Source organism: Microcystis sp. (assembly GCF_048564745.1).
GTDB lineage: Bacteria > Cyanobacteriota > Cyanobacteriia > Cyanobacteriales > Microcystaceae > Microcystis > Microcystis ichthyoblabe_A.
Window position 1 is genome coordinate 1 of record NZ_JBLZRT010000218.1, and the last position, 18,263, is coordinate 18,263.

Below are 18,263 nucleotides of genomic sequence, written 5' to 3' on the forward strand. Positions count from 1 at the left end.
CCTTATCCTGACTTGATTTCAGTTTTTTCTTTGTCAGTAAGGGTGTCAACAAGGAATATTACAAATTGTTAACCGAGTCTTGAAAGCCTTGTGCTACAAAGGTTTGAAATGTTAAGAAAGATGTGACTAAAGGACAGCTTAATAAGGGGGGTATCTGACAATTTTCAACAGCTACTTACTTAGATAGCTGATGGCAAAAAAAACAAAACTGATAGTTAGTAACTAAAAAAAAGATGTATCTACTTGACAAAATAAAAAACGGAAGCTTGGTATTGATTGGTTACTTATTATCGCCCCTGTGTTGGTGGAACGATCTAATTTTTAATCTGCCGATCGCCTACGGTTTCGGTCGTTTAATTGCTTGCTTGCACGCCGATTTTTTTCTACCAGCGGCCATGGTTGGTTATTGGTTATCTAATCTGGTGGGAATTTTGCTGATGCAGTTCGGAACGAAAGAATTAATCGGTGGAGAGAAAGAAGAACGCAATTGGCAAAAAGAATTAAGAAATGGATTACTTTCCTCGACTGCCTATACATTAGTTATTCTGGGACTAATTCATTTTCAGGTATTAGAAATGCCCCTGTTATCATCGATCGCCACTTTTTCCCCGTGATTCCCAAAACCTACTTAAACAATAGCTTATTTTTCTTAGCCATCTTGTTAACATCGCTAAGTTTTACGGATTTAGCGATCGCTATTGACCAGCATCCCCAAGGATTTGCTTGGGAAAAATCGATGCTGCTATCTATTCATCAAACTGCTAATTTAAACCTAAACTTTTTGGCCATAAAACTAACGGGATTAGGCACTTATTGGGGAGTGGCCCCGATACTAACAATTTTACTGCTGATTTTTGCCCTAAAAAAATACTGGTATGGGTTCGCTTATCTCCTTGTGACCATGGCGGGAGGTTGGGCAATTAGTTATAACCTCAAGATGCTTTTTCGTCGGAATCGCCCACAGTTTTGGGAGTTATTTTATCCCTTACCCCACGATTTTTCCTTCCCTAGCGGCCATGCTTTATTTAGTTCCCTGTTAGTCGTTTCTTTACTGATCCTATCTTGGAGAACGCACTGGTTTTTAGGGGTAGTTTTACTGGGGATTCCCTTCCTCTTGGTTATTGCTTGGACTCGTCTTTATTTAGGAGTTCACTTTCCTAGTGATATCCTTGCCTCTTGGCTTTTAGCGCTCGCTTGGTCCCTCCTAGTTCATCTCTGGTGGCAACAGTTATTAAAGACACCCAAGGCGATCAACACCCAAGAGGAAACTAATAATTAGTTGATCGACTTGCTGCCCCAAAAAAATATCACGTTATACCTAAATTTTTGGAGAAAGCTAATCAAAGCCCTATAGTAATTATCGTTTGATATTCGTCGCTGACACTGAATCATGAAATCAAAACTGCCACGAGGGAAGGGTCTATCCCTGGGACGGTTTCAAAGCCGTCCCCTTGCTTTTCTCACTTTAGTTCTTCTGTGCATTTTAACCTTTACCTTAGCACCGTCATCGCCCCTGATGGCCACGTCCAAATCTGAGACTAAGATAGACTTTGTATCGCCGGCGTGGGTGGCACAAAATCTCAACGATCCGAAGTTAAAAATTCTCGATGTGCGGATTAATCCTTTGGAATATATCACCGGTCATTTACCAAAAGCGGTGAATATAGCCGACAATAATTTTCGTGGTCCAAACGGATTTTTGCCGGTTCAATATTGGCAAGAGGATAAAATTGGCAGTCTCTTTGCCGCCGCAGGAATCAATAATGGCGATCGAGTGGTAGTATATTCCGATGGTCGCGATGTCTTGGGGGCAACCATGGTCGCCTATTTACTAGAGCGATCGGGGTTCCGAGATGTGGCCGTCTTAGATGGTGGTTTTAAGGGTTATAAGGGTTCTGAACAAAAGGTAACTAAAGAATTCCCTAAATATCAACCCGGGAGCTTTACTGTCCGTGATAATCCCTCGATTCGGGTAAATTTAGCAGAAGTAGAGAAATTGATCGGCAAACCCGATGTGGTTTTTATCGATCCTAGACCGGAAGAACTTTTTCAGGGGAAACAGGATATCTGGCTGAGAAATGGTCATATTCCGGGGGCGAAAAATATACCCTGGCCGACTTTTACGGAAGCGAATAATCCCGATGAATCCCTGAAAAATCCCCATAAATTGAAATCTTTAGACGAAATCAGGAAGATTCTTGCCCAACGCAACATCAAGCCCTCCGATAATATTATCGTCAGTTGCAGTACGGGACGGGAAGCGACTTTACAGTATGTTGTCCTCAAACATCTGCTCGGTTATCCCAAGGTGCGAATTTATGAGGGTTCTTGGACAGAGTACAGTACCACAGATCTGCCCGTCGCTACCGGGCCAGAAAAAGCAGTCTAAAGTCAAGTTTCTCGGTTTATACTCGTTGTGTTTAACCATCTTGCCCAAGATGGTTTTTTTGTTAGGGTAGGTTCCCGAGGATGGCTAAGTTAGGGTTTGCTGAATAAATCTAAAAATCTTGTTGGATAAGGTTTTTAGACTTTTTTTCTCTCAAAAATTGCCGACCATTGGAGTGATTGGGGGGAAAATTCAGGTACTTTTTCCCTGAAAATTAGGTAGTTGACCACCTGAAAATCGATAAAACCCCACTTCCCCACACCCGTTCGGCTGAGCTCACGGCCGAAGCCCACACCCCACACCCCACACCCCACACCCGTTCGGCTGAGCTCACGGCCGAAGCCCACACCCTGCCACCACCGAAAAACTTTTTCAGCAAGCCCTAAGTTAGACGGACGCAAAAAAACCTCGGCGCTCATCCCGAGGTGAATTTAGGAGATTTGAGCTTATGTTGACGTGAAGTTGACGTAAATTAGCTAAGGGCGTTGATCACATAATCAATGTAGGAATTAGCTTCTACAGCAGCATCCCCACTTAATCCGTGATTGGTTTTGATGTATTTTAAGGCTTCGATATACCAACTAGGAGATAGCTCAAAGGCACTATTAATTTCACTCAAACCGGCGACTAGATATTCATCGATCGGGCCTGTACCCCCTACCACGAGGGCATAGGTGATAATTCGGATATAGTAGCCGATATCGCGAACGCACTTGGATTTCCCCCGCTCATCGTAGGCATAGTTCGGCCCCTGGAGTTGGGTGGTGTAGGGAAATTTTTGATAGACAGCGTTGGCTGCTTCTTGGGCTAAACTGGGGGCTTTTTGGGCGAGGATTTTTACCCCTTCTAGGGTGATGGCGGCCTGACGGAAACGACCGAAGGCTACTTGTAATTCAGCACTGCTGAGAAAACGGCCTTGGGAATCGGCAGTAGCCACCGCTTCGGTTAAAGGTGTCTTGGTCATCGATGGAATTGCTCCTACAAAAGTTTAATCGGATTGAGAGAAGAAAGTCACAGCATCAGGAAACTGCCGCCGCCGCTCGATCGAAGTAAGAAGCGACTTCTGCTAGTAAAGAACTGCAATCTCCGCGAGTGATCCCGTTGGGATCGGCCGCTAGGGCAAGGGAAGCGTCCTTGAGTTTGAGAATTCCGGCCGCAACAGAAGCTCCCGGAACCCCCAGGGCGACGTAGGTTTCCCGGAGACCGTTCAAGGCGCGATCATCGAGGATGCTGGCATCGCCGGTGAAGGTGGCATAGGTAACGTAGCGCAGGATAATTTCCAAATCCCGCAAGCAGGCGGCCGCACGACGGTTTGTATAGGCGTTGCCACCGGGGGCAACTAAAACGGGCTGTTCTGAAAACAAACTACGCGCGGCATCGGTAACGATCGCAGAAGAATTACTGGAAAGACGATTGACCACATCCACGCGTTTATTACCATCTTTGACGAAGGCAATTAGGGCATTGACTTGATTCTCGCTCAGGTATTCCCCCCGGGTATCGGCCTGAGAAACGACTTTGGCAAAGGCATCTAACACCATAGTTTTCATCTCCTATAATGATGATTGGTTTCGGCAAAATATCGAGGTTGATTTCTCTGGCTTTTCTTTATTTTTTCCGATAAAGTATCTAGGAGTTTTTTTCTTGGGACTATACTATCGTCCTTGAAAAAAATTTACTCTCCCTTGGCCAGATTTTTTTGTATATCGAGGAACAATTCTTGTTAATTGAATTTAGCGTTGATAGGCGCTTCCAGACATACTTCGTTTTTGCCATGAATTATTTTATAGACCATATTTACACCTTTATTTATTAAAAATTATTTCCTAAAAAAGCAGCAAAAAAATAATTTTTTAGGATAAATCTCAGAAAACTTTCTTAAATGTGTAACCCTATACTAAGAAAAAGTATCGCTCTTTTCATCTCTCTAATAATTCCTTTAAGTTATTTAAACAAATGTGCTTTTATATACTAATAATAGTTAACTAAATTAAGAGAAATTTCCCAAGATGATTTTACCGATTGTGCTTCGATATACAAAAAAAGTGGCAAGGCAAAAAAATCGACAGGGATAATCCCCGCCGACGTTGTGATCAGAGGTGCCAACACCAGCATTTTGCAGTGTACTCCGACTTAAAAAGTATTGTAAAACATCTTAAATACATATATAATCAAAAATAGCCAACAAGTATAAAGCAAGTGGGATTATGCCGATCGCAAGAGACATCACCCAATTGGTAGGACGAACCCCCCTAGTTCAACTGAATCGAATCCCAGTAGCAGAGGGAGTAAAAGCCCGCATCGTCGTCAAACTGGAAAGTATGAACCCCGCCGCCTCGGTTAAAGATCGCATCGGTGTCAGTATGGTGGAGGACGCGGAAGCTGCCGGACTAATTCACCCCGATAAAACAATTCTGGTGGAACCCACTTCCGGCAATACTGGCATCGCCCTGGCCATGGTGGCGGCGGCCAAAGGCTATCGCTTAGTGCTGACTATGCCCGAAACCATGAGTTTAGAACGACGGGCGATGTTAAAAGCTTACGGGGCGCAATTAGAATTAACCCCGGGTAGCCAAGGCATGAAAGGAGCGATCGCCCGGGCCGAGGAAATAGTCGAAAATATCCCCAACGCCTATAGTTTGCAACAGTTCCGCAACCAGGCTAACCCGAAAATTCACCGAGAAACCACCGCCGAGGAAATCTGGGCCGATACCGACGGCCTGGTAGATATCGTTATCGGTGGCGTGGGAACCGGGGGAACCATTACCGGTATTGCCGAAACCATTAAACCCCGTCGTCCCCAATTTCAAGCGATCGCAGTTGAACCCTCTAATAGTCCCGTGTTATCGGGAGGACCACCCGGACCGCACAAAATCCAAGGCATCGGGGCCGGTTTTATCCCGGCAATTTTCCGACCGGAATTAATCGATGAGGTGATTATCGTCGATGATACGGACGCTTTCGCCTACGCGCGACGGTTAGCTCGTCAGGAGGGACTACTATCGGGCATCTCGGCCGGGGCTGCTTTATGGGCGGCGATTCAAGTGGGCAAAAGACCCGAAAACGAAGATAAATTAATCGTCATGATTCAGCCTAGTTTTGGGGAACGTTACCTCAGCACGGCCCTGTTTAAAGACCTCGAAGATATCGACTAATAGGACAGTAAATTGATGGAATTTGCAACGAGGGCGATTCATGGGGGGCAAGAACCAGACTCTAGCCATGGGGCGGTAACGGTTCCCATTTATTCCACTTCCACCTATAACACCAGCTTTACTACGATTATCGATCGGGATCGAGAATAGGAACGATTTAAAGCGGGATCTGGAAAAGGCTTTGATTGGTTAGGCGAAGTTTTTATCTCATTTGATGGGTTAAGCAATGTTTTTTGACTCGGAAGATTGGCAAACGATTATTTTTCGGCTCAGTATGGCTATGGCCGTCGGCTGTCTGATTGGTTATAACCGACAGCGAGGCGGTCGTCCTGCTGGATTGAGAACTTTTATCATCGTTAGTCTCGGAGCTGCCATGTTCGTGATGATTCCCCTACAAGCGGAAGGAGATGTGGGTTATGCGTCTTCTAATGCCCTCAGTCGCACTATTCAAGGGGTCGCTTCTGGTGTCGGTTTTTTAGGGGCGGGAATCATCCTACAACAATCCCATCGGGAACTAAATAAGGTACAAGTGAAAGGTTTGACTTCGGCGGCGACTATCTGGTTAGCGGCAGGATTAGGCGCGGCTTCTGGTTGCGGTTTATGGCAGATGGTTCTGGTGGGAACTTTTTTTACTCTCTGCACTTTAAGTGGCATTAAACGACTGAAGAAAAAACAACCCTTAGCCAAATATATTAAAGGTCGTAAGAAAATATCTCGGATCAATCAAGAAATAGACTCATCGGATAATTCAGCGTCTCATTAATGAAAGAAGTTATAAAAATTTAATTTATATTTATATTGAGAGAGTAAAAGCTTTTCTTTACTATTTTTTGGCTTGAAAAGCTTATGTTTTTGCTGGCAATTTATCGATCAAAAAATATGATAAATTATTTATGAAATTTCTTTTAAATAAATAACAAATAAATATTTTATATGATAACATTTAGATCGAGTAAACACTTTTCTGAACAGGAGAAAATCCAACTATGATCAACCGAAATAAGAGCTTTCAAAGCCTCAAAAATCAAGTTTTCCGGCTGCTGATTTTCCTCTTAACTGTCACTTTGCTCCTAGGGGGAAGGGGAAATGCGATCGCCTTGCCGCTACTCCCCGAACAGTTGGCCGTCATTGACCGTGCAACAGCAACGGGTGGCACTGTGGTGGAACCAGTCAAGAAAAAAAATGAGGTTTCTAGCCCAAAAATTCTGGAAGATGCCCAAATTACCTATGAAAAAGCCATCCAAGCGGCAAAATCGGCTATCGATGACCTAAATGCTCAACTGGCCGCTCCTTCTCTCGACAAGAAGATTATCGAAGCTCAACAGGACAACCTAGAGGACTTAGCGGACAATATTGACGATCTAGGGGAAAAAGTGAGTAAATTGACGAAAAAATTGACCAAATCCGGGGCTAAACTCAGTGAAACCCTGCAAAACAACCTTATTACCCTAGAAAATAGCCTCGTTAATACCTCCGAGACGATCGATATCTTAGCCGACGACACCGAACGACTCAAAGACAATGCTTCCCCTTTCCTAAAAACTCGCGTGGAAAAGACCATCGACGCGGTTAAACAAACTCTACAGGAAAGCGATCGAGCTTGGCAAGAACTGATCTCCTCGGCCACCACGGAACTGGAAAAAACTAGCACCCCGAAATAAATAGGGCTTGCAAGGGCATAAAATCAGTCTTTTTTGGGGTAATTATCGTTTTTACCCCAAAATCTTCGCAAAACGCCCTAAATCGTCTAAGAAGCTTCTTTATCGACCACCTTGTGCTTTTGACTAGCTAAGTACCTAATCAAAATTAATTACCAATCATGACGCTTACCTATCAACCACCAACCCCCCATCGCTGGCACTTTGATAATCGGGCGATTTTGCCCCTTAGAAACCCTAATTTCTGGAAAATCGAGAGTGGAGTCGTAAAAACCTCCACTTGGTTAGAAGATGGAACCCTAATCGTCTTGGGATTGTGGGGACCTGGCAATTTTGTTGGCAAAACCCTAGAGAGAGTCAATCCCTATCAAGTTGAGTGCATCACTCCTGTGCAAGCAGTTTCCTTTTCCGCACTTGAGAGTTATCAAATGGCAGAAATTCTGCTGTCTCATCTTCAGCAAGCACAAGAACTAAGTATTATTCGTAGCTACAAACGTACTGATGTTATGGTCTTGAAATTACTGTCATGGTTAGGCAATCAATTTGGTAAACAAACTGGTACTGGACAATTAATTGATGTGCGTCTAACTCATCAGGATATCGCTGACTTATTAGGAACTACTAGAGTCACAATTACCCGCGCACTTAATCATCTTGAACAACAGGGGGCCGTGGAACGTCTTCCCGTCCATCGTCTTCTTTTACGAGAGGAGGAAATCTGGCACTACGAGATTTAGAATGGGAAGAATTATCTCTTTTTTCAATCTATGAATTGGTTAGTAGCCCTTTTAATTACTAGCGTGACGAGTTTTGTGGCCACAAATCTTGATGATCTGATGGTGCTAATGTTGTTTTTCTCGCGACTTAATGCTAATTTTCGACCTCGACACCTGATTGTTGGTCAATACCTCGGTTTTACCCTGATTCTCCTAGCTAGTTCCCTCGGTTTACTATTTGGGTTACTGGTTTCTAAAGAATGGATTGGTCTATTAGGATTTATCCCTCTAATTATCGGCATTAAACAACTTTTGTCAAGGGAAAATGAGGATTATATTCAAGAAGTAAGAGAAGATGTTAATTATTCTAAAAATCGCTCCTTTTTTCCTCGTTTTCCCTCCCAAACCTATTACGTTGCTGCCGTGACCGTGGCTAATGGCGGTGATAATATTGGTATCTATACCTCTCTTTTTGCCAATAATTCCCCGATGCACGTCTTAATTATCATGATAATTTTTTATCTCATGATGGGGATTTGGTGCGTCCTAGCCTATTTTTTGATTACCCATCCCAGGATAGCTAAAGTGGTTACAAACTACGGACATAAAATTAGTCCTTTTATCTATATTATTCTAGGAATTTATATCTTAATTGACAGCAAATCCTATCGTTTATTTTTAATGTCTTAACCAAGAATGCCTAAAAATTATCTTTCAGCTAAGTAGGTAGGTGTTAAAAGTTGTCAGACACCCCCCTTATCAAGGGGGGCAGGGGGGATCCCCCCGCCTATCGGCACCCCCCTTATCAAGGGGGGCAGGGGGGATCAGAGACAAAATCTATCTTCAATTTAATTATAACTACTTACTTAGACCAAGTAATACTAACTCTTTAACCCTTACCATACCCCTAATTCCCTCCCCGATAGTTATCTATGAGCTACATTGACCGGAATCAATTTTCTGCAACTTTCGACATCGCCATTATCGGGGGAGGATTTAGTGGTTCCCTGGTGACAGCGAACCTGTTACGCGACACGGGGACTCCATTATCGATCGCCCTGATCGAGCGCCGAAAACCCCTCGGTACGGGGATCGCCTACGGAACGCGAGACAGCGGCCACCTGCTCAATATTCCTGCGGGCAAAATGAGCGCCTTCGAGGACGATCCCGAACATTTCCTCCACTGGTTAGGGGATAACGGCTATCGATCGATCGATCCGGCCAGTTTCGTCCCGCGTCTAGTGTACGGCAAATACATCCGATCGATCCTAGAAGAAGCGCGGAACAACGCCATTGCCGATCACCGTCTGGAGACATTTACCGATGCGGCGATCGATCTGGTACTCGACGGGGAAAAGGCGACGATTACCCTCAAAGGAGGCAAGAAAATCAGCGCCGCTAAAGTAGTTCTGGCGCTGGGCAATTTTCCCGCAACGGTTCCCCAACCCCTCGCGTCTCTCAATTCCCTCTATCTCCGCGACGCTTGGGAGACGGACACACTCGCCGATCTAAAACCCGACGGGACGATTCTGCTCGTCGGTACGGGGTTAACGATGGTGGATATGGTGGTTTCCCTGGCACAAAGGGGATTCACGGGCAAAATCCACGCGGTTTCCCGTCATGGCCTGATTCCCCGAACGCACCGACCCACCGATCCCTATCCCCCGTTCCTCACCCTCGAAACCGCGCCCCAGACCACGCGGAGACTCCTAGGGCGGATTCGCGCGGAGGTAAAAACCGCAGAGAGTCAAGGTCACGACTGGCGGGCCGTTTTAAACGCCTTACGTCCGATATCTCAAGGTCTATGGCATTGTCTGCCGATAGCGGAACGCGCCAGATTTCTACGCCACCTGAAAGCCTATTGGGAGGTTCTTCGCCATCGCGTCGCCGACGAGATCGCCGGTATCCTCGATGAGGCTGTAGAATCGGGACAATTAACCTATCATGGGGGAAGAATTGAAACTGCTGAGGTTAAAAACGGCTGTGTAGAGGTTACTATCCGTCAACGGGGGACGGGAAACCTGTTAAACCTAACCGTCGATCGAATCATTAACTGTACCGGCGCGAGTAACGATTACAGGACCATAACCGATCCCCTCGTCGTTCATCTTCGCCAACGGGGGTTAATCCGTTCCCATCCTTTGAATTGTGGTATCGAAACCGCCGACAACGGGGCGATTCTCAGGCCGGACGGTACGGCATCGCCAACCCTCTACACTTTGGGAAATCCCCGCAAAGGCGATCTCTGGGAAACCACCGCCATTCCCGAACTGCGTTTACAGGCGGCCGAACTGGCCCGGGATTTGTTGCGATCGCTGAAAGAGAGAATTTCTCTCCCCGCGGCCTACTCGATCGCATTCCGGCCGGCAGCGCCGATTTTCCGCCAGCTTTTCGATAGGGAATCGAGTACCTACACCTATCTGATCGCTGATTCGGCTACGGGGGAAGCGATTTTAATCGATCCGGTCCTCGAACAGGTTGATCGCGATCGGCAGATTCTTTGGCAGTTGGGGTTAACTCTAGGCTACACGATGGAAACCCATGTCCACGCCGACCATATCACCGGAGCGCACCGATTACGGGAGTTAACCAACTGTTCTATCCTCGTTCCCGAAAACGCCGAAGTGAGCGATATCGATGGTTATGTGCGCGATGGCGACATCTGGATCGTGGCAGGTCAGCAGCTAAAAGCGATCGCTACTCCGGGCCACACCGATAGTCATATAGCCTATCTCATCGATGAAAAACGCCTATTAACGGGGGATGCACTCTTAATTCGCGGTTGCGGTCGTACCGATTTTCAGAACGGTTCGCCGGAAGTCCTCTACAAGACGGTAACGGAGAAGTTATTCACCCTCCCCGATGATACGCTTGTTTATCCCTGTCACGATTATCTGGGAAGAACGGTCTCCTCGATCGGTGAGGAAAAGCGCTGGAATCCCCGTTTCGCCGGCCGCAATCGCGAGGATTTTATTCAGTTAATGAATAATCTCAATCTACCCTACCCGAAGAAGATGACCGCGGCCTTAAGTGCCAACGCACGGGGTGGTAAGGTGGTTTTCGTGATGGATTATCAGATTTAACCCGGCAAGCGATCGATCGCCCCGTCGGTCTTGCGCTACACTGGATAACGGAAGACCAGAGGAGTACAAGCCCATTCCTACTGCCGCGCAACAGCTAACCTGTTTTATTTTAAGTTATTGGGCAACGAAGATGTATTTGCCCGTTAATATTGTTCCGATTGACGAAAGAACGGGAAATATCTTTTTTCTCGCTGGGGAAGAGCAAGAAATTATTATTTTTAAAAATGGCGATTGGAGGTATGTATGATAAAACGCGAGTTTGAATCGATGAGTCGCGAGGAACTACGGAGTTATATTCTCGAACATAGAGAGGACGAGAGGGCCTTTCAAATTTATCTCGATCGGGTGACGGCCGAACCGGGAGAAATTTATCCCGCACCGCATTCGATCGAGGATTTAAGTCATTTTCCCGATCTCGTGACCAAAAATCGTCGCAATAAACAACAGAAAATATAAATTCAAAGCATAAAAGCCTATTAATAAAAGTCCTTTAAATGTCTATAATTATGTCCTTTAAATGTCTATAATTATGTCCTTGATTATCAGGCTTAATTGAAGAATTACTTTGTTTAGGTAACATTGATTCCGCCCAATTTTCTAGGCTTCTATCATATATCCGATCCTCGAACTCATGTAAAGATCGAACAATAGGAGGCATAGAAAGATTCAAATGATCGCAATAATCTGTAGATTTAACTATCGATTCAAAGACATTAGATGCTAGTAGTGCATCATAAAATGTAAGAATTAGTGGGATCACAGGTTTATCTTTTAGTTTAAGAGCTTCAATAGTTGATGATATTTGTTCTGTAGCACCATGAATTCTTCCCCACAAACTCGCCAATCCTTTGGGATTAAAACATACGCTTGTATCGGAAGACATTAAAGAATTTTTGCATTCAATAATAATATAAACATTAGGTAGAGTAATTAGAAAATCAGCCCTTTTGTCGTGAGAGCTTTGTGGATTTTCAACCTCTCTAATCTTTTCAAAACAGTTAGGTGCGATTATAGGTAATAAAACGTTAGCGAGATATTGTTCAAAAGCTTGATCCAAAATCTTATTAGATGGAAGATGCTTACATGTTATATTCCAAGAAGATTCCATTAATGAACACGCGTCTGGCAAACAATATTTATCTTGACCCAGATCAATAAAAGGATAATCGAGAAAAGAATTATAAAAGAAAGGATGATAGACTTCACTTGTATTATTTAACCTTTCTGTAACTATATTACAGAATGAGTCACGATCACTCGAACTAAAAACTCGACTATTTAAACGAACAAAAATCCTTAGATTTTCTTCGGTATAACCTTTAGATTTCAGTTCGTCATCAAAATGTATACTTTTTTTAAAATCTAGTACACCTCGAAATCTCGTTTTCAAAAAACATCCGATGCTAGACATAAACTGAACAAAATAAAATTCATGATTTAATTTAGTGGAGGATTCAAAAAAATTTATAGTATTTAAGTCTATAGAATTTAGAATTTCAAAAACCTTCATAGTTCGTTGTACACGAGCAAGTTGTACAAGAGCAAGGGGGGTCCAAAATCCAGAATTTTGAAAAACTGCCTGACGCGTTGAGAAAAGATCGCCTCCATTTTTGCGTATTAGTTCTTTGGTGAAAATATCACTTAGAAGCAATTTCCAGTTACGAACAGTTTTGTAATTATCTTGCTCCCAAGTATGTAAATAATTAAAGGTATATTCTGCTTCCGTATCTAGGAGGGTTTTATCTGAAATGGTATGATTAGCAAAATTGAACAAGACATCAATGAGACTTTCAAATTCTTGAAAAGTAATCGCTTGATTACCGTAAGGATTTCCTGCACTCGCAAGCAAGATCAAGCGTAAAGCATAATTTCGTCTGGAATTTTTTTTTACCCGTCCTAGACGCGATATTCGAGGTCCCCCATTTTGCCATTCTTGCCAACATACACTTGTACCAACTTCTACAAACGAGTTAGAGTTATAACGACGGAGATATTCACGAAACTCTTTGATACTTTTAAATTCCATTGAACGAGTTCGGGGAGTTAATACGAACGATTAAAGCAAACTTCCTTTCTCTAATTTTAACAAGATTTCCTCTCAAACATCCCGATCGCCTCCAGCGCAGCAATGCCGATCGCTCTCTACCCCGACCATCCCCAACCCGCGACTATTTCCCGTTGCTCATCCATTCCCGAAAGTCACGAGAAGATCATTCAACGCATCCATATCACCATCCATTAAAAACGCATCGTGACCGTGCGGCGATCGCAGCCAGAATAATTCAGAATTGGGGATATATTTCGCCAATTCCTCTTGTTCTACGGGAGGATAAAGAAGATCCGAATCGATCGCCACGATCGCCGTCGGTTGTTGAATCGACTGTAAAACCGATTCGTAACTTTTTCCCGTCCGGGTGACATCATGACGATCCATCGCCCTACTTAAGGTGATATAAGCATTAGCGTCAAAACGTTCGACTAACTTTTTCCCCTGATATTCTAAATAGCGGGCGATCGTGAACTCTCCCCCCTCCCCGTACTCCCGGCCGAAACGGGACTCGAAACTGGCGTGCGATCGGTAGGTAGTCATCGCCATCATCCGGGCTGCCGATAAACCCCGGGCCGGAGGGCGATCGAGCGCATAATTTCCCCCTTGCCAATGGGGATCGGCATAGATCGCTCCCCTTTGAGCTTCTCCTAGTGCGATACACCAGGCCGAATGTCGTCCCGAAGCCGCAATCACAGCGATCGATCGCGTCCTCTCCGGGTACAGTAGCGCCCACTCCAAAACCTGCATTCCTCCCAAAGAACCCCCGATCACCAATCGCAAAGACTCGATCCCCAATGCGTCCACCAACAGCCGTTGTAGGTGAACCATATCCCGGACGGTAATCTCCGGGAAAGTCGGGCCGTAGGGTTTACCGGTACGGGGATCGATCGAAGTGGGGCCGGTTGTCCCGTAGCAACTGCCGAGAATATTGCTACAGACAATAAAATCCCGGGTCGGATCGAGAACGCGTCCGGTTCCTAACAAAGGTTCCCACCAAGCTTCCACGTCGGCCCATCCCGTGAAGGCATGACAGACAATAACCCCGTTATCCCGCTTGTTATTCAAAATTCCCCAGGTTCGATAGGCGATCCGCACCCTTTCGAGAACCGCCCCCGATTCGAGAACAAAAGGATGCGGTGGGGAATAGAAACGGGTTTCCGGGGAGATCAAGTCTAGGCGATCCATGGGCGGGGTGGTGGCTTATAAACTCTGGAAAGTTTGCTGGAAATCCTCGATAATATCGTCAATATGTTCCAAACCCACGGAAACGCGAATTAATTCGGGCGTTACTCCCGCCGATCGCTGTTCTTCCTCGTTTAACTGCTGGTGAGTCGTCGAGGCGGGATGGATAACCAGGGTTTTTGCGTCCCCCACATTGGCGAGATGACTAGCTAGTTTCACCCGGTTGATAAAATTCCGCCCGGCCTCGAAACCGCCCCGAATCCCGAAGGCTAAAACCCCGCCGAAGCCGTGTTTTAGGTACTTCTTCGCCCGTTCGTGGTAAGGATGTTCCGGTAATCCGGGATAGTCCACCCATTGCACCTGTGGCTGTTCTTTGAGCCAGTTCGCCAGGGCCAAGGCGTTGGATACATGACGATCGACCCGTAGGGAGAGGGTTTCCAATCCCTGTAGCAGTAAAAATGCGTTAAACGGACTCAAGGCGGGTCCGAAATCCCGCAATCCCTCCACCCGGGCCCGGATAATAAAGGCGATATTGCCCAAAGGGCCGGACGGTCCGAATACCTCGTAGAAATTCAACCCGTGATAACCCGGCGCGGGTTCGGTAAACTGGGGAAATTTGCCGTTTCCCCAGTCGAATTTACCCGAATCGACGATTACTCCGCCGATGGAAGTGCCGTGACCGCCGATCCATTTGGTGGCCGATTGCACCACGATATCGGCCCCCTGTTCGATCGGGCGACAGAGATAGCCGCCGCAGCCGAAGGTATTATCGACGATCAGGGGAATGCCCTTCTCGTGGGCGATATGGGCCAGGGCGGCAAAATCAGGAATATTAAATCGGGGATTGCCGATCGTCTCTACATATAAAGCTTTAGTGCGATCATCGATCGCCGCTCGAAAAGCTTCGGCCTCATCGCCATCGACGAACTTGACATTTATTCCTAAACGCGGTAGGGAGACTTTGAACTGATTATAGGTTCCGCCGTAGAGGTAGCTAGTGGAAACGATATTATCCCCCGCACCGGCAATATTAGCGATCGCTAGAAATTGCGCCGCCTGACCGCTAGAGGTGGCCAGGGCCGCCGCACCCCCTTCTAAAGCGGCGATCCGCTTCTCGAAGACATCGGTGGTCGGGTTCATGATCCTGGTGTAGATGTTACCGAACTCTTCTAGGGCAAACAGTCGCGCCCCGTGGTCGGCATCGTTGAAAACGTAGGAGGTGGTTTGATAGATGGGAACGGCGCGGGCGTTAGTTCCGGGGGCAGGTTCCTGGCCGGCGTGTACTTGCAGCGTCTCGAAACGGTAACGGTCAGACATGGGCGTTCAGGGAGGGAAATAAAGGATAAATTCCTCGATCTGTGCGATCAAGGACAAGGGGTGATTAAATGACCTCCTTAGGGGATGGAATGGTTACAGTGGGCTTATCTGCTTACTGTATTTTTCTATCATCGCCATCTTCTGGGAGTCAATTTATCGAGATATCCTTTATACAAAATATCTTTTATGCCGAAATTAGATTGTGTTAAGGTAATTGCTACAAAGGAAAACAGCTAGACTGGGGTAATGAGAATGTACCATTTAAGACAAAGGAAATTTTGTTATAATTGCTTCTGGATAATCTCGGACGCTTTCTTGGATAGATAAATGCTTTTTTAGTCAACTTTCTGATTAAAACTAATGAGATGATCGTTTTAATTCATGATTAATAAAACATTTAATCGGCGACTATGGTAACTACAAATAGACAAGTATTTCTCGATATTTTGCCAGCCAGAAGGGAGAGAATGGACGAGAATAAATCTGACTTCATCTAAATAATATAGGACAAGTTTACCTTTATTTTCTAGTTGCTAAAATTCTTAAAATAGATAAAATCAGCCCTTTTATTTATATGTAAACTTATACTGTCAACCATCTCTATTCTCAATTAAAATGCTCAAAATTCGTCTTTTATCTAGACCCAGTAATATCTTTTTTTTGTTATTAATCTTGGCGATTATTTTTAATCCCTTCGTGATTGTCAATGCGGGAGAAAGAGGGGTTTTAATGGTTTTTGGACAGGTGCAAGATCAGATACTTAATGAGGGCATTCACGGGATTATTCCGGTTGTTAACACGGTGAAAAAACTAAGTGTGAGAATCCAAAAACAACAGATAGCGGCCGAAGCTTCCTCCAAAGACTTACAGGAAGTATTCACAGATGTGGCCCTGAATTGGCATATTTTAGCATCAGAAGTTAATACTATTTTTCAACAAATTGGCGATGAAGCGGCTGTCATCGAACGAGTGATCGATCCAGCAGTGGAGGAAATTCTTAAGGCAGTTATGGCTAAATATACCGCCGAAGAATTAATTACTAAACGGGAGGAGGTGAAAGGAGAAGTAGATATTCGTTTGAGCGAAAGACTGAAAAATTATCATATCGGTGTTGATGATATTTCTTTGGTTCATGTCAATTTTTCCGATCGCTTTACCGATGCGGTGGAAGCCAAACAAATTGCCGAACAGGAAGCTAAAAAAGCCGGTTTTATGGTGTTGAAAGCCTTGAAAGAATCGGAAGTAAAAATCAATCTGGCCAAGGGAGAGGCGGCAGCTCATCGCATTCTCCAAGATTCCTTAAGTCCGGAAGTTTTACAGAACAAAGCGATCGAAAGATGGGACGGTAAACTCCCCCTATTTATGGATGATAATCTGCTCAAGTCCCTTGAATTGGTTAAAGATAAGCGAAAAAGTGGCTTGAAGAAGACTTAAGAATCCTTAATGACCAGATGATAAAAACAATTTATTAAAACCAGAAGAAAGAATACTTAATTTTATTGAACTTCACTGCGAGGAACTCCTCTATGCTGTTTAAATCCCGAAAGACAAAGCAGAAATTTAACCCTGATTACTGGCGAGATCATTCGGCCAACGAACGTACCTATCTGTCTTGGATGCGTGCTTCCATCGCTTTGATGGGTTTTGGTCTAGTCATTTTGCGTTTACGGACAGCATCTTTGTCATCTCTAGGACTAGGTTGGTTGTTGGGTTTTGTCTTCGCTATGGTGGGATTATTAACCGTTGTCATCGCCACGCGCCGATATTTTCTCATCCGGCGGGCGATCGATAGTAATAGCTACGAACCCGCTCAAGTCTGGATTATTTGCTTTAGTATAGCGATCGCTTGTCTCGGGTCGGGAATTCTCTATTTTGTCGCCACCAGTCCCGATAGCGGTGGAGTGGAAAGCATCGGTTTCGATTAAAACCCCATCCTCGCAGGGAGCGGGATGGGGAAAAATTGCTCGATACAGGCTGTAAAATCCAGATAACTATTTAGAATTACCCATTTTCCGACCTTTCCCAAGAAGGGGCAAAAGGTGGACAAATTAAAGGACAGGCGCGCCAATGACTGTGAACAGGGACTCCCAAGCGTTGACAATAGCCATTTCCTCTCCCCTGAAACTTATAAAACCGACAGTAACGACAGGTAGAGGAACAGGTGGCAACTTTCGGGAGAGGATTTCCCGTGGTTTCGATCGCTGTTAGTTTTGGGGATAGGGTGGAAATGGTGTCTAGCAAGGAAGTCTCCAAGGCTAACGGGGTTCACTAGCGACTCTTACCGTACCTAGTCACCAATTATGTCACAGTCGCCCATCCTCCCGGAGTATAACGGTTGACACGCTCCTAAAAAATTGAGAAAATCCCTTGCCGCTAGACCTATTCCACCAGAACACCCTTAGAAAAGCCCCAACTTAACGAGGATCGCCACCATCATCAATACCATCCACTCTGGCGGTAAATAGGTTGGTTGACAAGCTTTTAATAACAATCTTCCCCCTACTGCGAACACTGTTAAGTAGGTAGGCGTTAAAAGTTGTCAGACACCCCCCTTATCAAGCTATCCCTTGTGGGTATCTTTCTTAACAATTTTGTCAGTAAGCACTCCAACCCTTATCGTGACTTGATTTCAGTTTTTTCTTTGTCAGTAAGGGTGTCAACAAGGAATATTACAGATTGTTAACCGAGTCTTGAAAGCCTTGTGCTACAAAGGTTT

The 18,263-nt window shown here is 45.0% G+C and carries 21 protein-coding genes and 1 pseudogene; 15 read left to right on the plus strand and 7 right to left on the minus strand.

Annotated features, from left to right (window positions below; genetic code table 11):
- Window positions 1-233 precede the first annotated feature (233 nt).
- The 3 genes from ACOCD9_RS21720 (at window position 234) to ACOCD9_RS21730 (ending at window position 2,389) form a co-directional block, all read left to right on the plus strand.
- Window positions 234-614 (plus strand): hypothetical protein, encoded by a 381-nt coding sequence (locus ACOCD9_RS21720; RefSeq protein WP_419548419.1) that lies wholly within the window; start codon window positions 234-236, stop codon window positions 612-614.
- Window positions 611-1,279 carry a phosphatase PAP2 family protein gene (locus ACOCD9_RS21725; protein ID WP_419548420.1) on the plus strand — a complete coding sequence of 223 codons (669 nt, stop codon included), beginning with the start codon at window positions 611-613 and terminating at the stop codon, window positions 1,277-1,279. Before ACOCD9_RS21720 ends, ACOCD9_RS21725 begins: the two co-directional genes overlap by 4 nt.
- Before the next feature lie 111 nt (window positions 1,280-1,390).
- Window positions 1,391-2,389, plus strand: coding sequence for a sulfurtransferase (locus tag ACOCD9_RS21730; protein ID WP_287703964.1), 999 nt, complete (start codon window positions 1,391-1,393; stop codon window positions 2,387-2,389).
- 134 nt (window positions 2,390-2,523) lie between these two features.
- Here ACOCD9_RS21730 and ACOCD9_RS21735 read toward each other — a convergent pair whose 3' ends face one another.
- The 3 genes from ACOCD9_RS21735 to ACOCD9_RS21745 are packed head-to-tail and all read right to left on the minus strand — an operon-like array spanning window position 2,524 to window position 3,924.
- Window positions 2,524-2,805 carry a hypothetical protein gene (locus tag ACOCD9_RS21735; protein ID WP_419548421.1) on the minus strand — a complete coding sequence of 94 codons (282 nt, stop codon included), beginning with the start codon at window positions 2,803-2,805 and terminating at the stop codon, window positions 2,524-2,526.
- A 53-nt stretch (window positions 2,806-2,858) separates the two neighbouring features.
- Window positions 2,859-3,350 (minus strand): phycocyanin subunit alpha, encoded by a 492-nt coding sequence (gene cpcA / locus ACOCD9_RS21740; RefSeq protein ID WP_002803130.1) that lies wholly within the window; start codon window positions 3,348-3,350, stop codon window positions 2,859-2,861.
- 55 nt (window positions 3,351-3,405) lie between these two features.
- The gene (locus tag ACOCD9_RS21745) at window positions 3,406-3,924 is read right to left on the minus strand and encodes a phycocyanin subunit beta (protein WP_002733930.1); all 519 of its coding nucleotides are present in this window, start codon (window positions 3,922-3,924) and stop codon (window positions 3,406-3,408) included.
- A gap of 669 nt (window positions 3,925-4,593) precedes the next feature.
- On the opposite strand from ACOCD9_RS21745, the gene cysK reads away from it, so the two are divergent.
- From cysK to ACOCD9_RS21795, 10 genes and pseudogenes are all read left to right on the plus strand, one after another.
- Complete coding sequence (gene cysK, locus ACOCD9_RS21750; protein ID WP_419548422.1) at window positions 4,594-5,541, plus strand: cysteine synthase A; 948 nt, start codon at window positions 4,594-4,596, stop codon at window positions 5,539-5,541.
- Between the two features lie 15 nt (window positions 5,542-5,556).
- The gene (locus ACOCD9_RS21755; protein ID WP_157404789.1) at window positions 5,557-5,691 is read left to right on the plus strand and encodes a PLP-dependent transferase; all 135 of its coding nucleotides are present in this window, start codon (window positions 5,557-5,559) and stop codon (window positions 5,689-5,691) included.
- A gap of 76 nt (window positions 5,692-5,767) precedes the next feature.
- Window positions 5,768-6,304 carry an MgtC/SapB family protein gene (locus ACOCD9_RS21760; RefSeq protein ID WP_287663049.1) on the plus strand — a complete coding sequence of 179 codons (537 nt, stop codon included), beginning with the start codon at window positions 5,768-5,770 and terminating at the stop codon, window positions 6,302-6,304.
- Between the two features lie 223 nt (window positions 6,305-6,527).
- On the plus strand, window positions 6,528-7,202 hold the full coding sequence (locus ACOCD9_RS21765; RefSeq protein WP_287703968.1) for a hypothetical protein: 675 nt from the start codon (window positions 6,528-6,530) through the stop codon (window positions 7,200-7,202).
- 158 nt (window positions 7,203-7,360) lie between these two features.
- Window positions 7,361-7,936, plus strand: a complete 576-nt coding sequence (locus tag ACOCD9_RS21770; protein ID WP_316577778.1) for a Crp/Fnr family transcriptional regulator — start codon at window positions 7,361-7,363, stop codon at window positions 7,934-7,936.
- 30 nt (window positions 7,937-7,966) lie between these two features.
- The gene (locus ACOCD9_RS21775; RefSeq protein ID WP_419548424.1) at window positions 7,967-8,605 is read left to right on the plus strand and encodes a cadmium resistance transporter; all 639 of its coding nucleotides are present in this window, start codon (window positions 7,967-7,969) and stop codon (window positions 8,603-8,605) included.
- A gap of 242 nt (window positions 8,606-8,847) precedes the next feature.
- Window positions 8,848-9,327: pseudogene (locus ACOCD9_RS21780) on the plus strand (FAD/NAD(P)-binding protein); the annotation flags it as partial.
- 963 nt (window positions 9,328-10,290) lie between these two features.
- Window positions 10,291-10,998, plus strand: coding sequence for an MBL fold metallo-hydrolase (locus ACOCD9_RS21785; RefSeq protein WP_419548429.1), 708 nt, complete (start codon window positions 10,291-10,293; stop codon window positions 10,996-10,998).
- Between the two features lie 73 nt (window positions 10,999-11,071).
- Window positions 11,072-11,245 carry a DUF6888 family protein gene (locus ACOCD9_RS21790; RefSeq protein ID WP_419548430.1) on the plus strand — a complete coding sequence of 58 codons (174 nt, stop codon included), beginning with the start codon at window positions 11,072-11,074 and terminating at the stop codon, window positions 11,243-11,245.
- Window positions 11,242-11,454 carry a DUF6887 family protein gene (locus ACOCD9_RS21795; protein WP_002779089.1) on the plus strand — a complete coding sequence of 71 codons (213 nt, stop codon included), beginning with the start codon at window positions 11,242-11,244 and terminating at the stop codon, window positions 11,452-11,454. The genes ACOCD9_RS21790 and ACOCD9_RS21795 overlap by 4 nt, the downstream gene beginning before the upstream one ends.
- Before the next feature lie 34 nt (window positions 11,455-11,488).
- On the opposite strand, the gene ACOCD9_RS21800 is transcribed toward ACOCD9_RS21795, so the two are convergent.
- The 3 genes from ACOCD9_RS21800 to ACOCD9_RS21810 form a co-directional block, all read right to left on the minus strand.
- Window positions 11,489-13,024, minus strand: a complete 1,536-nt coding sequence (locus ACOCD9_RS21800; RefSeq protein WP_419548425.1) for a hypothetical protein — start codon at window positions 13,022-13,024, stop codon at window positions 11,489-11,491.
- Window positions 13,025-13,180: 156 nt separating this feature from the next.
- Window positions 13,181-14,233 carry a homoserine O-acetyltransferase MetX gene (metX, locus tag ACOCD9_RS21805; protein WP_419548427.1) on the minus strand — a complete coding sequence of 351 codons (1,053 nt, stop codon included), beginning with the start codon at window positions 14,231-14,233 and terminating at the stop codon, window positions 13,181-13,183.
- A 15-nt stretch (window positions 14,234-14,248) separates the two neighbouring features.
- Window positions 14,249-15,547 (minus strand): O-acetylhomoserine aminocarboxypropyltransferase/cysteine synthase family protein, encoded by a 1,299-nt coding sequence (locus ACOCD9_RS21810; RefSeq protein WP_419548428.1) that lies wholly within the window; start codon window positions 15,545-15,547, stop codon window positions 14,249-14,251.
- Between the two features lie 615 nt (window positions 15,548-16,162).
- Between ACOCD9_RS21810 and ACOCD9_RS21815 the strand changes: the two genes are divergently transcribed.
- Together ACOCD9_RS21815 and ACOCD9_RS21820 are read left to right on the plus strand one after the other, a co-directional pair.
- Window positions 16,163-16,981 (plus strand): prohibitin family protein, encoded by an 819-nt coding sequence (locus tag ACOCD9_RS21815; RefSeq protein WP_287703978.1) that lies wholly within the window; start codon window positions 16,163-16,165, stop codon window positions 16,979-16,981.
- Between the two features lie 92 nt (window positions 16,982-17,073).
- On the plus strand, window positions 17,074-17,472 hold the full coding sequence (locus ACOCD9_RS21820; RefSeq protein WP_069473834.1) for a YidH family protein: 399 nt from the start codon (window positions 17,074-17,076) through the stop codon (window positions 17,470-17,472).
- Window positions 17,473-17,548: 76 nt separating this feature from the next.
- On the opposite strand, the gene ACOCD9_RS21825 is transcribed toward ACOCD9_RS21820, so the two are convergent.
- Complete coding sequence (locus ACOCD9_RS21825; RefSeq protein WP_069473833.1) at window positions 17,549-17,788, minus strand: hypothetical protein; 240 nt, start codon at window positions 17,786-17,788, stop codon at window positions 17,549-17,551.
- Between the last annotated feature and the right edge of the window lie 475 nt (window positions 17,789-18,263).